Consider the following 15,769-nt stretch of genomic DNA (forward strand, 5'->3'; position numbering starts at 1 on the left):
TAGGGCTGCGCGTTTCCGGATGCGTGTGTTGACTGCACCGGCCTTCGGGCACACACGACCGCATCCGAGCGAATCGAAAGGACGATGGAGAAGATCAACGCACGCCTGCTCAACTGGGCGTCGATCCTGGAGGACACCACCCGCGAGCAGGCGGAGCGCACGGCGCAGATGCCGTTCATCTACCCGCACCTGGCCCTGATGCCCGACGCCCACCTGGGCATGGGCGCGACCGTCGGCTCGGTCATCCCGACCGACGGCGCGATCATCCCGGCCGCGGTCGGCGTGGACATCGGTTGCGGCATGATCGCCGTTCGCACCCAGTTCACCGCCGACGACGTCGCCGGGCGCCCGCTGGACGTGCTGCACCAGCAGATCTCGCGCTCGATCCCGCTGTCGGCGGGTGGCCGGAACCAGAAGATCCGGGCGTCCGCCGAGCCGCGGATCGCCGAGCTGCGCGAGACGCCGGGTGCCGGGCAGGCCGACGCCGAGTCGCGGCAGTGGCCGCAGCAGCTGGGGTCCCTCGGCTCCGGCAACCACTTCATCGAGCTCTCGCTCGACGAGGAGGACCGGGTGTGGCTGTTCTTGCACTCCGGGTCCCGGGGTGTGGGCAACCGGCTCGCGCAGAAGCACATCAAGGTGGCGCGGGAGCAGTGCGAGCGCCGGCACATCCAGCTGCCCGACCGGGATCTCGCGTACCTGGTCGAGGGCGAGCCGGAGTTCGACCGGTACGTCGAGGCGCTCCGCTGGGCGCAGCGGTTCGCCTACCTCAACCGCGAGGAGATGATGGACCGCTGCGTCGACCAGCTGGGCCGGTTCCTGAACGCCGGGGTCGAGCGCACCGAGACGGTGAACTGCCACCACAACTACACCGAGCGCGAGACCCACTTCGGGCGTGAGGTGTGGCTGTCCCGGAAGGGTGCGATCTCGGCACGGGAGGGCCAGCTCGGCCTCATCCCGGGCTCGATGGGTGCGGCGTCCTACGTCGTCGCCGGCTTGGGGAACGTGCCCTCGCTGATGTCCTCGCCGCACGGCGCCGGCCGGAACTTCTCGCGGACGGCGGCGCGCAAGCGGTTCACGCGGCAGGACCTCGACGCGCGGATGGCGGGCATCGCGTGGGGGCATTCGGACGCGTTCCTCGACGAGCACCCCGACGCGTACAAGCCGATCGACCAGGTGATGGCCGACGCCGCCGATCTGGTCGAGGTGCGGCACACGCTGCGTCAGATCGTCAACGTCAAGGGCGACTGACCACCGGGCCGGCGTTCCATCCGGAGCGCCGGCCCGGCTGCTCCCGCGCACGCGAAGAGTGCAGGTGCGCCAGGATGCGCCCATGCCGCTGACCGTCGCCGAGGTGTTCCGGGAGAACGCCGACCACCCGGCCGAGCGCAGCTCCCCGCTCATGCAGGCCCTCCTCCTGGGCGCCGCCAGCGACTGGGACGCCGGTGGCATCACCCACGCCGCGCTGCAGCCCTTCGCCGGCGACCCGCCCGGATCGGCGTTGCCGCTGCGGTTCGCGGCGGCACTGCACCGCCTCGTGCTGACGGGGAGGGCGCCGGAGCTGGCCGAGCACTACCCGACCGTCGGGGGTGCCGCCGATCCGGAGGGGGCCTGGCCGGCAGCCCGGCGGGTTCTCGAGCGCGAGACCGAGGACGTGCAGCAGCTGACCGGGCAGCCGTGCCAGACCAACGAGGTCGGCCGCACGGTGCCGCTGCTCGTCGGCCTCGCCGAGGTCGCCCGTCGCACCGGCGAACCCCTGCGCCTGCTGGAGATCGGCGCTTCCGCGGGGCTGAACCTGCTGTTCGACCGGTTCCGCTTCGGCGAGGTCTGGGGGCCGCCGGACTCACCGTGCCGGCTGCCCGATCCCGGTATCCCGCTGGACCTGGACGGCGTGCGGGTCGTCGAGCGGGCGGGCTGCGACCCGGCGCCCTTGGACCCGCGCGACGACGAGGCACGACTGCGGCTCTCGTCCAGCGTGTGGGGCGACCAGGTGGCTCGCTTCCGACGACTGCAGGGCGCTCTCCAGATGGCCGGCTCCCACCGGGTCCCCGTCGAGCGGGCCGGCGCCGCCGAATGGCTCACCCGCCGGCTGGACGACCAGCCCTCGGCACAAGGAGTCCCGGTCGTGTGGCACAGCATCGTCCGGACCTACGTCGACCCGGACGAGTGGCGGCAGGTGGAGGCGCTCACCGCACGGCCCGACGTCTGGCGGCTCTCCTACGAACCCGCCCCGGAGCCCGGTGCCCGCGGCGTCCCGCTGCGGCTGTTCGGGTCCGGCACCGATCCGGCCGGCGACGTCCTGGCGCACGGCACCGGGCACGGGCCGCCGTTGTCGCGCTGACCGACGGCGGCCCGTGCGGACAGCTCAGCCCAGGGTGACGGAGCCGGTGCCGTTGGGCACGAGCTCGACCCAGGTGTTGCCCGGCGCCAGCTCCACCGGCCCACCGTCGGGGAGGGCGAGGACGACCGGGTCGGTCGGCGACGCCTTGGACCACGTCGCGGCGATGGTGCTGCCGCCGCTGGCGATCAGCGCCTCTCCCCCGCCCACCATCTGCGTCTCGGGCACCGGGTTGCCGGCGGCGTCCCGGGCTGCGGTGTTGACGACGTCGACCCGCAGCACGACGACGTTGGCGGCGCGCACCCGCGCTCCGTCGGCGACGGTCGCGGGGGTGTCGCCCTCGGCCCGCAGCCAGCCGTTGTCGGGCTGGCTCCACGTCCAGCTCGGGTAGCTGCTGGGCGACAGCTTCAGCCGCACGGCGGCGGACGGCGCGCCCGCGGCGACCGCGGTGGGCTGCCGGCCCGCGGTCGCGAAGGCGAACTCCCCGACCGGCGACGCCTGGTGGCCGGGGTCGGCCTGTGCGACGAAGTCGGCCGGGTTGGCGTAGACGTTGTGCGGCGCGTCCCGGCTGTCCAGCCGGAAGAACCCGGCGGTCCCGGCACCCTGGCTGAGCACCTGCGCGCCGGTGCCGGCGATCGCGTCCACGTACTTCGGCTGCCCGCCCGAGAAGGCGAACAGGCCCTTGAGCGGACCGGCGATCGCGGCGTCCATCGGCCGCACCGAGCGGATCGGCCCGACGTCCGGCGGCAGGGTTGAGTGGAAGACGGCGACGAAGCGGGTGATGCCGCCCTCGACGACCTGCTCCCACACCACGTCGGCGGCGTTCAGGCCGCTCTGCGGGCGGGCGGCCACCGAGTTCTCGATCTTCACCGCCAGGGCGGGACGGGCGGGCACCGCGTCCACCTCGACGCCGGTGAGCGGCCACGGGACCAGCACCGGGGCGGGCGGGGCGGCGGGTTCGCCGGCCGCAGCCGGCTTCGTCTCCTCGGGGCCGCAGCCCGCGGCGAGCGCGAGCGTCCCGATCGTGGCGAGTGCTGCGACTGTGCGACCCAGGCGGCGGGTGAGCGTCCGGTGGGACATGGGGTGTGCTCCTGCGTCGGCGTGCGTACGGGCTGCTTGCCGAGCGAGCTCGGCGTTCCACCCGTTCGCATCGGCAGTCCCGAGGCTCGACCGCACCGACGGTGGGGCGGGTGGGGCTCAGGTGCGCGCGAGCGCCAGCACGGTCACGTCGTCGGCGTCCGGCGGCGCCAACGCGGCGAGCACCGCGTCGAGGAGCGGCTCGGCGCCGGCCGGCCCGGCCGCGACCACCTCGCGCAGCGCGTCCAGCCCCCGCGGCAACCCGCCCCGCCCTCGCTCGACCAACCCGTCGCTGAACAGCAGCAGCCGGTCGTCGCCGGCCAGCGTCAGCTCCGACTCGGCGTACGTCGGCCGGTCCAGGACGCCGAGCGCGGGGCCACGACCACCCATCACGTACTCGGCGGCTCCGTCGTGCGCGTGCAGCACCGGCAGGTGTCCGGCACTGGCGACGACGACGTCCCCCGTCCGGGGATCGAGCTCCGCGACCACGACGGTCGCCAGCTCACCGGGCAGGAGCGCGCTGGTCACCTCGTTGAGCAGCCCCAGCGCCGCGGCCGGCCCGGCGGCGCGCAGCAGCTGGGCCCGCAGCGCGTGCCGCAGCTGGGCGGTGACCGAGGCGGCGGCCAGCCCGTGCCCGGCGACGTCCCCGACGACGACGGCGAGCTTCCCGCCCGGCAGCGGCACGAGGTCGTACCAGTCCCCGCCGACGACGTCCTCGGCGCTGGGCCGGTAGCGGGCCGCCAGGGCGACACCGGGGACCTTCGGCAGCTCCTGCAGCAGCAGCGTGCGCTGGAGCGCGCCGACGAGCCGGTTGTCCTCCTCGGAGCGGTTCAGCGCGGCGGCCGTGAGGTGCCCGGCCAGCGCGCGGGCCGCGCTCACCTCGTGGTCCCGCCAGGGGCGCGACGTGCCGCGGACGGTCTCGCTCCACGCTGCGAAGGAGCGGCGGGGGCTCAGCCGCGGCCCGTCGTCGGTCTGCGCGACCTTGGACGCGTACGGGTTGCCGCCCCAGGTCACCTCGCGCAGCGTCTCCGGGCGGAACCAGGCCAGGAAATCACCCGTGCCGACGGGAACGGCCAGCACCCCGCTGGCCGAGGCGATGAACTCCTCCGCCGCAGGCACGACCCGGGCGGCGGCGTCCGTCGCGGTCACGCCGGCGGCCAGCAGTGCGCCCACGAGCGCGGTCACCCGGTCCGCCGGGGGCGTGTCCCCGAGCAGCCGGAGCTGCCCGCCCAGCCGGACGGCGGCGCCGCCGGCGGGCAGCAGGTCGAGCACGGTGAGGTCCTGCTCGGTGAGCGCCGCGCCCAGGGCGCGCGGGGTGCGGCCGACGGCAGCGGCCAGCTCGGCGGCGCGCTCGGCGACGTCGACGACGCCCTCCTGCTCGTCCTCGGCGACGACGGTGCGCAGCAGCAGCGAGGCGGTGCGGCCGAGGAACTCCGCGGCGGTGCGGTCGGCGTACGAGGGTCGGTGCGGACCGGCGTAGTGGTGGCAGGAGATGAGACCCCAGAGCCGGCCGCGGTCGATCAGCGAGACCGACATGGACGAGACCACGCCCATGTTGGCCAGGTACTCCAGGTGCACCGGCGAGACGCTGCGCAGCATCGCGCCGGAGAGGTCCAGCGGGCGGCCGGTCAGGGGGTTCGCCGCCGGCTCCAGCGGCACCCGCTCGTAGCCGGCGTCGGGGATCAGCCGCATCCAGTTGGTCGTGTAGAGCGCGCGGGCCTGGGCGGGGATGTCGCTGGCGGGGAACCACAGACCGAGGAAGGGCTCGAGGTCCTCGCGCCGGTCCTCGGCGATCACCTCGCCGTTCCACTCCGGGTCGAAGCGGTAGACCATGACGCGGTCGAAGCCGGTCACGGTGCGGACGTCGCGGGCCAGGGTCTCCGCGAGCTGCTCGAGCGTGGCCGACGACGACAGCCGCTGCAGCACGCCGGGCAGGCGGCGGTGCCACGCGGCACCCGCCTGCTCCGCCCCGGTCACCGGCTCCCACTCGGTGAGCAGCAGCCCGTCGGCGCGGTGCACGACGAGGTCGACCTCCACGCCGGCCACGGTCGTGCGCAGCGGGTTCACCTCGGCGAGGTCGCCGGCCAGCCCGTCCCGCAGCCGGGCGAGGGCGTCGTCGTCGAGCACGTCGACGAGCGAGCTCACCGGTCCGCCGAAGAGCTCCGCGGCGTTGGCCGAGGCGACGACGACGTCGAGGCCGGGCTCGGTGACGGCGAGCAGCACCCCGTGCGGCTGCACCGCCCCCGGGATCGCGATCGGCTCGTCGGCGCAGCGCCGCAGCGCCTCGTCGTCCACCCGCGGGGAGGTCACGTGCCGGCGTCGCGCCCGGAGATGCCCGTGGGGATCTCACCGACCGAGGCGACGAGCGGGACGAACGCGCCCAGGTCGAGCAGGTCGATGGTCAGCCGGACAGGGCTGTTGGAGCGGGGCGCCAGCACGAACAGCCCGACACCGGCCACCTCGGCCTTGCGGGCCACGCCCAGCAGGCTGCGTGCGCCGGAGGAGTCGAGGAACATCGTGGGGGTCAGGTCCACGACGAACTCGCCGACCCGCTCGGTCAGCAGTTCGTCGGCGGCCGCATCCAGGCGCGGTGCGGTCGCGAGGTCGAGCTCACCCCGTACGGTGAGAGCCGGCCGGCCGGCGACGATCGTCCGCTCCACATCGAACTGCACCGCACCGCCCCTCCCACCTCGTCGTTCCGTCGAGGGTAGGACATCGGTGCCGAGGGGACAGAGCTGCCATGGACATCTCGTTCAGCGTCCGGCTGCCGCGGGACGCGCGCAGCCTGCCTCTCATGCGCGGTCTCATGCGCCAGGCGCTCGAGCACCTGGATGCGAAGCCGCAGACGATCGAGGAGATCGTGCTGGCGCTCACCGAGGCGTGCGCCAACGTCGTGCAGCACGCGGGCGAACTGGACGAGTACCAGGTCGACGTCGCCATCACCGACGACATCTGCAGAGTCACCGTGCTCGACGACGGCCAGGGCTTCGACTTCGATGCGGCCGCCGCGCCCGAGGGCTCGCCCCTGGAGGCCGGCCGTGGCCTCGTGCTGATGAAGGCGCTCGTCGACGATCTGCAGTTCGTCCGCTCCGACGACGGCCGGCACCGCGTCGTGCTGGAGAAACGCCTGCGCGCCGAGCCGAAGCTCCGCCTGCTGCAGACCTGACCGGCCTCCCTGCGAGCCGCCGGGGCGGGTGGACGACGATGGCCCGGTGAGTGCTGCCGCCCCGACCTCCGACACCTTCACCGCCGAGGTGCGCGACGCCGTCCGCCGGCTCGACGGCGTGGCCGAGCGGACGCTGCTGCAGCGCAACGCCCGGCTCTCCGGGCTGACCGGCGCCGATGTCTGGCTGAAGCGCGAGGACCTGCAGGTCGGACGCTCGTACAAGATCCGCGGCGCCTACACGATGATCTCCGCCCTCCCGGCGGCCGAGCGCGCCGCCGGCGTGGTGTGCGCCAGCGCCGGTAACCACGGGCAGGGCGTCGCCTACGCCTGCCGGGCCCTCCAGGTGCGCGGCCGGGTGTTCGTGCCGGGGACGACGCCGCGGCAGAAGCGCGAGCGGATCGCGGCGCTCGGCGGCGACATGGTCGAGCTGGTCATCAGCGGCGACTCCTACGACGACGCGGCGACCGCGGCAGCCGAGTTCGCCGCGGTCTCCGGCGCGACCCTGGTTCCGGCGTTCGACTCACCGGCGACGGTGGCCGGGCAGGCGACCGTGGCGGTCGAGATCCTCGAGCAGCTGCCCGAGCCACCCGACGTCGTCCTCCTGCCGGTCGGCGGTGGTGGGCTGCTCGCCGGTGCTGGCAGCTGGCTGCGCGCCTCCTCCCCCGCGACCCGGCTGATCGGAGTGGAGCCCGCGGGTGCGGCCAACATGGCGGCCGCGCTGGCCGCCGGCGGGCCGGTCGACCTGCCGGAGATGGACACGTTCGTCGACGGCGCGGCGGTGCGCCGGGCCGGCGCGGTCACCTATCCCCTCGTCCGCGACTCGGGCGCGGAGCTGCTCGCCGTGCCCGAGGGGCAGATCTGCACCGAGATGCTCGACCTCTACCAGGCCGACGGGATCATCGCCGAGCCCGCAGGAGCCCTGGCCTCGGCCGCACTCAGCGGCGGGCTCGTGGCGCTCGAGCCCGGGCAGACCGTCGTGTGCGTGCTGTCCGGCGGCAACAACGACGTCAGCCGGTACGCCGAGGTGATCGAGCGCTCGCTGGTGCACCGCGGGCTCAAGCACTACTTCCTGGTCGAGTTCCCGCAGGAGCCCGGTGCGCTGCGCCGCTTCCTCGACGAGGTGCTGGGCCCGGACGACGACATCGTGCGGTTCGAGTACGTCAAGCAGGACAACCGGGAGACCGGCGCGGCACTGACCGGCATCGAGCTGGGGCGCGCCGAGGGGCTGGCCGAATTGCTGACGCGCGTCCAGGCCAGCCCCCTGCGCATCGAGCACCTCACGCCCGGCTCGACGGCCTACCGCTTCCTGGTCTGAGCCGGCTGGGTCAGGCGGTCATGAAGCCGCTTTCGTAGGCGGCGATCACGGCCTGGGTGCGGTCCCGCGCGCCCAGCTTGAGCAGCACGCTGCTGACGTGGGTCTTCACCGTCTCGCGGCTGAGGAACATCTCGGCGGCGATCTCGGCGTTGGACAGCCCGCCGGCGATCAGCCGCAGGACGTCGGCCTCTCGGCCGGTGAGCTCCGGCAGCGCGGCCGCGCCCCGCGCACGGGAGGGCACGTGGGAGGCGATGAGCCGGCGGGTCAGGTCGGGCAGCACGAGCGACGACCCCCGCGCCACGATGCGGATCGCGTCGACCAGCTCGTCGGGGTCCGCCCGCTTGAGCGCGAAGCCGCTGGCCCCGGCCTTGAGCGACCGGAACAGGTAGTCGTCGTCCTCGAAGGTGGTCAGCACCAGCACGCGCGGCCGGCCGGGATCCCGGGCCACCAGCAGCCCGGTCGCCGTGATGCCGTCCATGTCGGGCATGCGCACGTCCATCAGGACGACGTCGGGGTCGGTGCGGGCCGCCACCTCGAGCGCCTCCCGGCCGGTGCCGGCCTCGCCGACCACGGTCAGGTCGGGCTCGCTCTCCAGGATCACCCGCAGCCCGGAGCGCACGAGCACGTCGTCGTCCACGAGGACCAGCCGGAGCGTCACGCGGCACCGGCCAGCGGCAGGACGACGCAGAGCTCGAACCCGCCCGAGGGCGTGGGTCCGGCGGTGAGGGTGCCCCCGGCGGCGCGGGTGCGCTCGTGCAGGCCGGCCAGCCCGCGACCGCCGCCGGGACCGGGCCGGCTCTCCTGCTGGTCGGGGCGCTCGTTGTGCACGCTGACGACGAGGGTGTCGCCGAGACGCAGCACCTGCGCGACGGTCGCCGGGGTGCCCGCGTGCCGCAGCACGTTCGTCGTCCCCTCCTGCACCACCCGGTAGGCCAGCGCCTGCACCTCCGGCGGGATCCCGTCGGCTCCGACGTCGACGGTCAGGGCGACCGGCAGGCCGCCGTCGCGCAGCCCGGCGAGCAGCTCGTCGAGGTCGGCGAGCGTCGGTGCGGCGAAGGGGGCGGGGTCGCGGCCGTCGTCCTCGGCGCGCAGCACGGTGAGCGCCCGGTCGAGTTCGGCGAGCGCGGCGCGGGTGTTGGTCTCGATGTGCTGCAGCGCCTGGCGGGCGAACTCCGGCTGTAGGGGCTCGTCGCCGGCGGGACCGAGGGTGCGCCGGGCCGCGGTGGCCTGCAGCAGGCTCGCGGTCAGGGCGTGGCCGATGGTGTCGTGCAGGTCGCGGGCCAGCCGGTTGCGGTCGGCCAGGCGCCGCCCGCCGGCCTGCAGCGCGGCGATCTGCTGCTCGGCGCCGGCGCCCAGCAGCCGGGGACCGACCGCCGCCGCGAGGCGCACCAGCAGGTCGAGCAGCAGGAGGGCCAGCAGGACGATGACGCCGATGAGCGCCAGCAGGGGCAGCCCGTTGAGCACGTTCCAGTCGATGCCGACGATGAGCGCGGCGGACAGCACGGTGGAGAAGAACAGGACGGCGAGGGTGGCCGCGCCCAGCAGCACGCGGGCGCCCAGCCAGCCGACCGCCCGCCAGGTGCTGGCCGAGGTGACCAGCCGGCGCACTTTGGCCCGGACGCCGGGCAGCCGCCGCACCCGCTCGCCGGTGGGGACGTCGACCCCGAGCAGGGTGCGCAGCATCCGGCGCTCGAGCCCGGCGAATGCGCGGATGGCGGCCAGCACGAGCAGGATCAGCAGCAGCCCGACGCCGTAGATGACCGCGACGACCGAGCCGAACAGCGCGAAGTAGAAGGCCAGGCCCAGCGCGCCCACCGGCAGCAGGAGAAGGGCGTACAGCACGCGGCCGGGCCAGCCGGGACCCGCGGCGGTGGCGAGCACCCCGCGGAAGGCGGCCCCGATCTCTGGGGCGGAGCGGGGGAACGTCGTCGTCGGCACGGTTCGATCCTGCTGCTCGCCGAGGCCGAGCGATTCCCCCGACGGCGTGCTCCGCTCCTCCCCCACGTGGGGGAGCCAGGTCGGCACCGCGGGGTGATCCGCGCGCACGTCCCTGGCCGACACGCTGCTGATCATGACCGAGACGAACTCCTGGCGGCAGTGCCGCCTCACCGGGAGCTCCGCATGATCGAGGTGCGCGGGCTCACGAAGCAGTACGGCGCCGTGCGCGCCGTCGACGACCTGACCTTCGAGGTGCAGCCGGGCAAGGTGACCGGCTTCCTCGGCCCGAACGGTGCGGGCAAGTCGACCACGATGCGCATGGTGCTGGGGCTGGACCGGCCCTCCGCAGGCTCCGCGCTGGTGGCCGGACGGCCGTTCGCCCGGCTGGCCGAGCCGCTGCGCACGGCCGGCGCGCTGCTCGACGCGCAGGCGGTGCACCCGGGCCGCAGCGGCCGCGACCACCTGCGGGTGGCCGCCCGCGCCAATGGCATCCCGCTGCGCCGGGTCGACGAGGTGGTCGACCAGGTCGGACTGGGGCCGGCCTCCCGCCGTCGGGTGAAGGGTTACTCGCTCGGCATGCGGCAGCGGCTCGGCATCGCGACGGCGCTGCTGGGCGACCCCGCGGTGCTGCTGTTCGACGAGCCGATGAACGGCCTGGACCTCGACGGCGTCCGCTGGATCCGCCGCCTGGTGCGCCAACTGGCCGACGAGGGCCGGACGGTGCTGCTGTCCAGCCACCTGATGAGCGAGATGGAGCAGACCGCCGACCACCTGGTGATCATCGGCCGCGGCCGGCTCATCGCCGACGCCTCGATGGCCGAGGTGATGCGCGGCGAGAGCGCACGCCGGCAGGTGCAGGTGCGCACCCCGTTCCCCGACGAGCTGACCGGCGCACTGCTGCGCCGGCAGCTGCGGGTGCACCCGACCGACGTCGGCGACCTGCTGGTCGAGGGCGCCTCGCCGGAGACGGTGGGCGACGTCGCGTTGGAGGTCGGCGTGGCCGTGCACCGGCTGGCCGAGGTGCACAACTCCCTCGAGCAGATCTACCTCGACCTCACCGGCGACAGCGTGCAGTACCGGGTGGCGGCCGAGCCCGTGCCGGCCGGGCAGGTGCAGCGATGAGCGCCGCGGTGCTCGCGCGACCGGCCGAGCCGGGGACCGGCACGGTCTTCTTGCGGGCCGCCGGGGCGGAGTGGGTGCGGCTGCGCACGGTGCGGACGACGTGGGCGTGTCTGCTCGCCGCCACCGTGGTCATCGTCGGGCTGGGCGCCATCGCGGCGGCCGACGAGGCGGAGGGGACGGCGACCGCCGCGAACCCCATCGTGTCGACGTTCGCCGGCGAGTACGGCGTGCTGCTCGGCCAGTTCGGGCTGCTGGTGCTGGCCCTCCTCGCGGTCACCCAGGAGTACGCCAGCGGGTCGATCGGGCCGACGCTGCAGTGGACGCCGCGCCGCGGGGTGCTGCTGGCGGCGCGGGTCGCCGTCCCGACCGTGGTGGCGACGGTGACCGGCGTGCTGCTGGCGCTGACCGCCGACGTCGTCGCCCTGCTGATCGACCCGGAGCTGACGCTGCCCCTGGAGGACGCGGTGGCCGGGCTGGCGCGGATCGCCGCGGTTCTCGTCGCCGGGTCGCTGCTCGCCGTCGGGGTCGGGTTGCTGCTGCGGTCGACCGCGGCCGGCCTGGCCACCGTCTTCCTGCTGCAACTGGTGCTGCCGTTCCTCATGCAGTCCTTCGGCGTCGGGTGGCTGAACGACGTCGCCCTGTGGCTGCCGGGCACGGGTGCGGTGCGGACGCTGCTGGGCGAGCCGGACTCGATGTCCCTCGGCGGTGCACTGGCGCTGCAGGCCGGCTGGTCGGCCGCGGCGCTGGCGGCCGGAGGCTGGCGGCTGCTGCGCCGCGACGCCGGCTGACCTCCGCCGCACTGTTGGTCCTCGCACAGTCGGCCTCTGCCCACAGGTGTGGGCAGAGGCCGACTGTCCGCGGACCTACTGCCCGATCACCCGCACCGGCCGGCCGGCCACCCACGCGGCGACGTCCTCCACCGCCTCGCCGTAGAAGACCTCGTAGGTGCCCCGGGTGACGTAGCCCAGGTGCGGGGTGAGCACGGTGCGCGGCGCCGAGCGCAGCGGGTGGTCGGGCGGCAGGGGCTCGGCCTCGAACACGTCGAGCCCCGCGCCGGCGATCCGTCCGCCGTGCAGGGCGTCGAGCAGCGCCTGCTGGTCGACGATCGGCCCGCGGCTGGTGTTCACCAGCACGGCGGTGGGCTTCATCCGGCCGAGGTCGTCGGCGCCGATGAGACCGCGGGTCCGCCGCGACAGCAGCAGGTGAATCGTGACGACGTCCGCGGTGGCGAAGAGCTCGTCGCGCTCGACGCGCCGGACTCCGACCTCCGCGGCCCGCTCGTCGGTGAGGTTCTGGCTCCACGCGACGACGTCCATCCCGAAGGCCTTCCCCACCGCGGCGACGCGGCTGCCGAGCCGGCCCAGCCCGACGACACCGAGCCGCGCCCCGTCCAGGTCACCACCGAGGGTCTGCTGCCAGCCGCCGGCGCGGATCGAGGAGTCCTCGCGCGGGATGTGCCGGAGGGTGGCCAGGAGCAGCCCCCAGGTGAGCTCGGCGGTGGCCGCGGCGCTCGCTCCGGTGCCGCAGACGGTGATGCCCAGCTCGGTGGCGGCGGCGACGTCGATGGCCCGGTTGCGCATGCCGGTGGTGACCAGCAGCCGCAGGTTGGGCAGCCGCTCCAGGAGGCTGCGCGGGAACTCGGTGCGCTCCCGCATGGCGACGACGACGTCGAAGGGTTCGAGCCGGGCGGCCAGGGCGTCGGGGTCCGCGACGGCGTCGTGGAACTCGACGACGTCGACGGGGCCGGGCACCTGCGACCAGTCGCAGAAATCGGCGGCGACGGACTGGTAGTCGTCGAGGACGGCGATGCGGTGCACGTGCCCGGTCTACTACACCGCGCCGATGCCCGGGCCGGACGCCGACGGCCCCCGGCCGCGGGTGCGGACGGGGGCCGTCGTGGCGTGCTGGTGGATCAGCGGCGCTTGCCGCTGTTCTTGTTCTGGAAGTCGGCGACCATCTTCTTGAGCTTCGCCTGGTTCTGCGGCTTGCGCGCTTCCTGGATCACCCGTGCGGCGACCCCGGACACGATGAGCTTCCGGATCATTCCGGCCATGTTCGCCTCCTCGGCAGTGGGACTGATCCCTGGAGTGCCCCGCCGGACGGTCCGTCAACCGCGGCGGCCGGGTTGTCAGTCGATCGGGGCAGAGCCTGGCTGTCCGCCCAGTCCCGCGTCTCGTGCCCGAGCGACGGCCGACGCACGATCCGGGACGTCCAGCTTGGTGAAGATGCTCGAGACGTGGTTGCGGACGGTCTTCTCGGACAGGAACAGCCGGCGCGCGATGTCGGCGTTGGCCCGCCCCTCGGAGACCAGCCGCAGCACCTCGCGCTCCCGGTCGGACAGCTGCGGGAACGGAGTCACCGACGACCCCGACCGGACGGAGAGGAAGCCCATCACGCGCTCCGCGACGCCCGTGCCGTAGACCACCTGGCCGTCCGCGACCGATCGGACCGCGCGCTCGATCTCCTCCTGACCGGCACCCTTGAGCAGGTAGCCCCACGCGCCGGCGCGGATCGCGGCGAGCACGGTCTCGTCGGCCTCGATCATGGTGAGCACGAGGACCTTCGTCGCGGGCGCCACCTCGTGCAGCCGTCGGGTCACCTCCACGCCGGTCATCCCGGGCATCTGCAGGTCCAGCAGGGCGACGTCGGGTCCGGTCGTGACGACGGCGTCCACGGCGGCGAGCCCGTCGGCTGCCTCTGCCACGACGTCGAGGCCGCTGTCCTCCAGGAGCAGGCGCAGGCCGGCCCGGAACGCGGGATGGTCGTCGGCGATGACCACGCGGATCATCCCGGTCCTCCGACCCGGAGCGGCAGGAGGGCGGAGACGCGGGTTCCGCCGCCGGGCCCGCAGGAGATCCGGCAGGACCCGCCGAGCTCGGCGGCGCGGTCACGCATCGACTGCAGGCCGAGACCGGGGACCGCGTCGTCCGGGCACCCGCGACCGTCGTCGTCCACCTCGATGCCGACGCCGTCCGGACCGGCGTCCAGGTGCACCGTGATCCGCTTCGCCCCGGCGTGCCGGATGGCGTTGGTCATCGCCTCCTGGGCGATGCGGAAGGCCGCCACCTCCACGGCGGCGGGCAGGGACGCCAGCTCGCCGCTGCCCTCGATCCGGATGTCCGGTGCGCCCGCCTGGTCCGCGAGCAGCCCGGGCCCGGTCGCCTGGAGGGCGCCGACCAGTCCCAGGTCGTCCAGCGCAGGCGGACGCAGGCCGTGCACGATGCGACGGACGTCGCCGACGGCCTCCTGCAGCTGCCCGCGCGCCGTCGTCACCAGCGGCGCCGCCCGCCCCGGCTCCTGTGCGAGCGCGCGCGTCGCGACGTCGAGCGCCATGACGGCCGAGGCCAGTTGGGGCCCGAGGCCGTCGTGCAGGTCGCGGCGGATCCGACGGCGCTCCTCCTCCCGGGCGCTGACCAGGCGGTCGTGCGAGCGCTCCAGGTCGGTGGCCAGCCGGAGCGCGAACCCGACGGCGGCGAGCTGGTCGGCGAGATCGCCCAGCAGCGCGACGTCGAGCGGATCGAGGGCGTCGGTGCCGACACGTCGGGCCACGTGGAGCGCGCCGACGACGTCGTCGTGCCACCGCAGCGGGAAGGAGTGGACCGCGAGCGCCGGCTCGCCCACCGACTCGACCACCGGGAGGGCGTCGGGCCGGTCGACCCGGACGCTGACGGCGGGCAGCTTGAGGTCCGCCGCGATCGTCGCGACCGCCTCGGCCAGCGCACGCCGCGGCGAGGCGGCGTCGCGCAGCACCTGGGTGACGTGCGCGATCACCCGGTGCGGGTCGCCGCGGAGGCCGTGGAGCAGCCGGTCGACCGCCCGCTGGATGCGGACGTACAGCGGGTGGAAGACGGCAGCGACGGCCACCGCCCCGACGAGGCCGACGACGGTGTCCGCCGTGCCCGCGAGGCCGCCGAGCCAGCCGACCACCGCCACGTAGACCAGCGCCGAGCAGGCCAGCAGTGCCGTGCCGACCAGGGTGCGGTTGAGGACGACGTCGATGCCGAACAGCCGGTAGCGCACCACGGCGATGCCGATGGCGACGGGGACGGCGAGGGTGGCCACGACGTTGAGCGGTGGAGGTGCGACGAAGGAGGCGAGGACCGCCACGGCCAGCGCGTACCCGACCCAGGCGATCTGGCGGCGGCCCTGCGGATCGGCGCGGCGGAACCGGAGGACCAGGCTCGCCGACGCCAGCAGCGCGAGCGCCGGGAGGAGCGGGTCGAGCACCGCCTCGACAACGTCGAGGACGGCCTCCGGCAGCGTGAGGGCGACGGGGTTCGGCGGCTGGCCGCCCTCGGGCTGGATGTCGGTGAAGGCGGTGAGCAGCGATGTCACCACGATCAGCGCGACCGCCATGGCCGCCACGGGCCGCCACCGCCGCGAGAGCAGCCGGCCGTCGGGGAAGAACAGGGGCAGCAGGAGGGCGAAGGAGAGGAACGAGGGCACCCAGGTCCACAAGGTGAGCCAGGCGGCGACGCGGAAGACGAGGGCGGGATCGTCGCTGCCGGCGAAACCGTGCGCGGCGAGGCCGACGGAGCCGGCGTAGACGCAGGCGGAGCAGCCGATCAGGGTGGTGAGCTGCACGACCCGGTTCCCCCGGCCGAGCAGCACGGCGCCGACGACCGCCATGGCGGGGCCCACCGTCGGCTCGGGAGACGCGAAGAGCTCCGCCCGGTCGGCGGCCGGGGTGGCCAGCTGCGCGACCAGGCCGACCACGAGGTAGCCGATCGCGGCCGCGGCGGACAGCCGGGCCGCCGTGGTGGCGGCCCGGCTGCTCGAGCCTGCGCGTCGTCTCAACACCGGCTGGCCTCCGTGA

15 protein-coding genes are annotated in these 15,769 nt (G+C 74.6%); 6 read left to right on the forward strand and 9 right to left on the reverse strand.

What is annotated here, in order from left to right; genetic code table 11:
- Nucleotides 1-84 precede the first annotated feature (84 nt).
- Together BLS70_RS02330 and BLS70_RS02335 are read left to right on the forward strand one after the other, a co-directional pair.
- Complete coding sequence (locus BLS70_RS02330; RefSeq protein ID WP_091763871.1) at nucleotides 85-1,248, forward strand: RtcB family protein; 1,164 nt, start codon at nucleotides 85-87, stop codon at nucleotides 1,246-1,248.
- Between the two features lie 82 nt (nucleotides 1,249-1,330).
- Entirely contained in the window at nucleotides 1,331-2,338 is a 1,008-nt protein-coding gene (locus BLS70_RS02335) for a DUF2332 domain-containing protein (protein WP_091763872.1), read from the forward strand.
- Between the two features lie 24 nt (nucleotides 2,339-2,362).
- On the opposite strand, the gene BLS70_RS02340 is transcribed toward BLS70_RS02335, so the two are convergent.
- The 3 genes from BLS70_RS02340 to BLS70_RS02350 form a co-directional block, all read right to left on the reverse strand.
- The gene (locus BLS70_RS02340; protein WP_091763873.1) at nucleotides 2,363-3,415 is read right to left on the reverse strand and encodes a DUF3048 domain-containing protein; all 1,053 of its coding nucleotides are present in this window, start codon (nucleotides 3,413-3,415) and stop codon (nucleotides 2,363-2,365) included.
- Between the two features lie 117 nt (nucleotides 3,416-3,532).
- The gene (locus tag BLS70_RS02345) at nucleotides 3,533-5,722 is read right to left on the reverse strand and encodes a SpoIIE family protein phosphatase (RefSeq protein ID WP_091763874.1); all 2,190 of its coding nucleotides are present in this window, start codon (nucleotides 5,720-5,722) and stop codon (nucleotides 3,533-3,535) included.
- Nucleotides 5,719-6,084, reverse strand: a complete 366-nt coding sequence (locus BLS70_RS02350; protein WP_091763875.1) for an STAS domain-containing protein — start codon at nucleotides 6,082-6,084, stop codon at nucleotides 5,719-5,721. The genes BLS70_RS02345 and BLS70_RS02350 overlap by 4 nt, the downstream gene beginning before the upstream one ends.
- A 68-nt stretch (nucleotides 6,085-6,152) precedes the next feature.
- On the opposite strand from BLS70_RS02350, the gene BLS70_RS02355 reads away from it, so the two are divergent.
- Nucleotides 6,153-6,578 (forward strand): ATP-binding protein, encoded by a 426-nt coding sequence (locus BLS70_RS02355; protein ID WP_091763876.1) that lies wholly within the window; start codon nucleotides 6,153-6,155, stop codon nucleotides 6,576-6,578.
- Nucleotides 6,579-6,624: 46 nt separating this feature from the next.
- Nucleotides 6,625-7,893: a threonine ammonia-lyase IlvA gene (gene ilvA, locus BLS70_RS02360; protein ID WP_091763877.1), complete on the forward strand. Its 1,269-nt coding sequence runs from the start codon at nucleotides 6,625-6,627 to the stop codon at nucleotides 7,891-7,893.
- Between the two features lie 10 nt (nucleotides 7,894-7,903).
- Here the strand turns inward: ilvA and BLS70_RS02365 are convergent, their stop codons facing one another.
- Nucleotides 7,904-8,551 carry a response regulator gene (locus BLS70_RS02365; protein WP_091763878.1) on the reverse strand — a complete coding sequence of 216 codons (648 nt, stop codon included), beginning with the start codon at nucleotides 8,549-8,551 and terminating at the stop codon, nucleotides 7,904-7,906.
- On the reverse strand, nucleotides 8,548-9,966 hold the full coding sequence (locus tag BLS70_RS02370; RefSeq protein ID WP_143030322.1) for a sensor histidine kinase: 1,419 nt from the start codon (nucleotides 9,964-9,966) through the stop codon (nucleotides 8,548-8,550). The genes BLS70_RS02365 and BLS70_RS02370 overlap by 4 nt, the downstream gene beginning before the upstream one ends.
- Before the next feature lie 48 nt (nucleotides 9,967-10,014).
- Between BLS70_RS02370 and BLS70_RS02375 the strand changes: the two genes are divergently transcribed.
- Nucleotides 10,015-10,953 carry an ABC transporter ATP-binding protein gene (locus BLS70_RS02375; RefSeq protein WP_091764191.1) on the forward strand — a complete coding sequence of 313 codons (939 nt, stop codon included), beginning with the start codon at nucleotides 10,015-10,017 and terminating at the stop codon, nucleotides 10,951-10,953.
- Nucleotides 10,950-11,741: a hypothetical protein gene (locus BLS70_RS02380; protein WP_091763880.1), complete on the forward strand. Its 792-nt coding sequence runs from the start codon at nucleotides 10,950-10,952 to the stop codon at nucleotides 11,739-11,741. The genes BLS70_RS02375 and BLS70_RS02380 overlap by 4 nt, the downstream gene beginning before the upstream one ends.
- 75 nt (nucleotides 11,742-11,816) lie before the next feature.
- On the opposite strand, the gene BLS70_RS02385 is transcribed toward BLS70_RS02380, so the two are convergent.
- The 4 genes from BLS70_RS02385 to BLS70_RS02395 form a co-directional block, all read right to left on the reverse strand.
- Nucleotides 11,817-12,770, reverse strand: a complete 954-nt coding sequence (locus tag BLS70_RS02385; protein ID WP_091763881.1) for a D-2-hydroxyacid dehydrogenase family protein — start codon at nucleotides 12,768-12,770, stop codon at nucleotides 11,817-11,819.
- Nucleotides 12,771-12,865: 95 nt separating this feature from the next.
- Nucleotides 12,866-13,006, reverse strand: a complete 141-nt coding sequence (locus BLS70_RS20640; protein ID WP_176946241.1) for a hypothetical protein — start codon at nucleotides 13,004-13,006, stop codon at nucleotides 12,866-12,868.
- Nucleotides 13,007-13,081: 75 nt separating this feature from the next.
- Complete coding sequence (locus BLS70_RS02390) at nucleotides 13,082-13,741, reverse strand: response regulator transcription factor (protein ID WP_143030323.1); 660 nt, start codon at nucleotides 13,739-13,741, stop codon at nucleotides 13,082-13,084.
- Complete coding sequence (locus BLS70_RS02395) at nucleotides 13,738-15,753, reverse strand: sensor histidine kinase (RefSeq protein ID WP_091763882.1); 2,016 nt, start codon at nucleotides 15,751-15,753, stop codon at nucleotides 13,738-13,740. The genes BLS70_RS02390 and BLS70_RS02395 overlap by 4 nt, the downstream gene beginning before the upstream one ends.
- Nucleotides 15,754-15,769: the final 16 nt, after the last annotated feature.

It is taken from the genome of Blastococcus aurantiacus (assembly GCF_900102425.1).
GTDB classification, from domain to species: domain Bacteria; phylum Actinomycetota; class Actinomycetes; order Mycobacteriales; family Geodermatophilaceae; genus Blastococcus; species Blastococcus aurantiacus.

Coding starts and splice junctions, on each gene's coding strand:
- BLS70_RS02330 (WP_091763871.1), top strand. CDS start 85: ATGGAGAAGATCAACGCACGCCTGCTCAACTGGGCGTCGATCCTGGAG.
- BLS70_RS02335 (WP_091763872.1), top strand. CDS start 1,331: ATGCCGCTGACCGTCGCCGAGGTGTTCCGGGAGAACGCCGACCACCCG.
- BLS70_RS02340 (WP_091763873.1), bottom strand. CDS start 3,415: ATGTCCCACCGGACGCTCACCCGCCGCCTGGGTCGCACAGTCGCAGCA.
- BLS70_RS02355 (WP_091763876.1), top strand. CDS start 6,153: ATGGACATCTCGTTCAGCGTCCGGCTGCCGCGGGACGCGCGCAGCCTG.
- BLS70_RS02370 (WP_143030322.1), bottom strand. CDS start 9,966: ATGATCAGCAGCGTGTCGGCCAGGGACGTGCGCGCGGATCACCCCGCG.
- BLS70_RS02375 (WP_091764191.1), top strand. CDS start 10,015: ATGATCGAGGTGCGCGGGCTCACGAAGCAGTACGGCGCCGTGCGCGCC.
- BLS70_RS02380 (WP_091763880.1), top strand. CDS start 10,950: ATGAGCGCCGCGGTGCTCGCGCGACCGGCCGAGCCGGGGACCGGCACG.
- BLS70_RS20640 (WP_176946241.1), bottom strand. CDS start 13,006: ATGGCCGGAATGATCCGGAAGCTCATCGTGTCCGGGGTCGCCGCACGG.
- BLS70_RS02390 (WP_143030323.1), bottom strand. CDS start 13,741: ATGATCCGCGTGGTCATCGCCGACGACCATCCCGCGTTCCGGGCCGGC.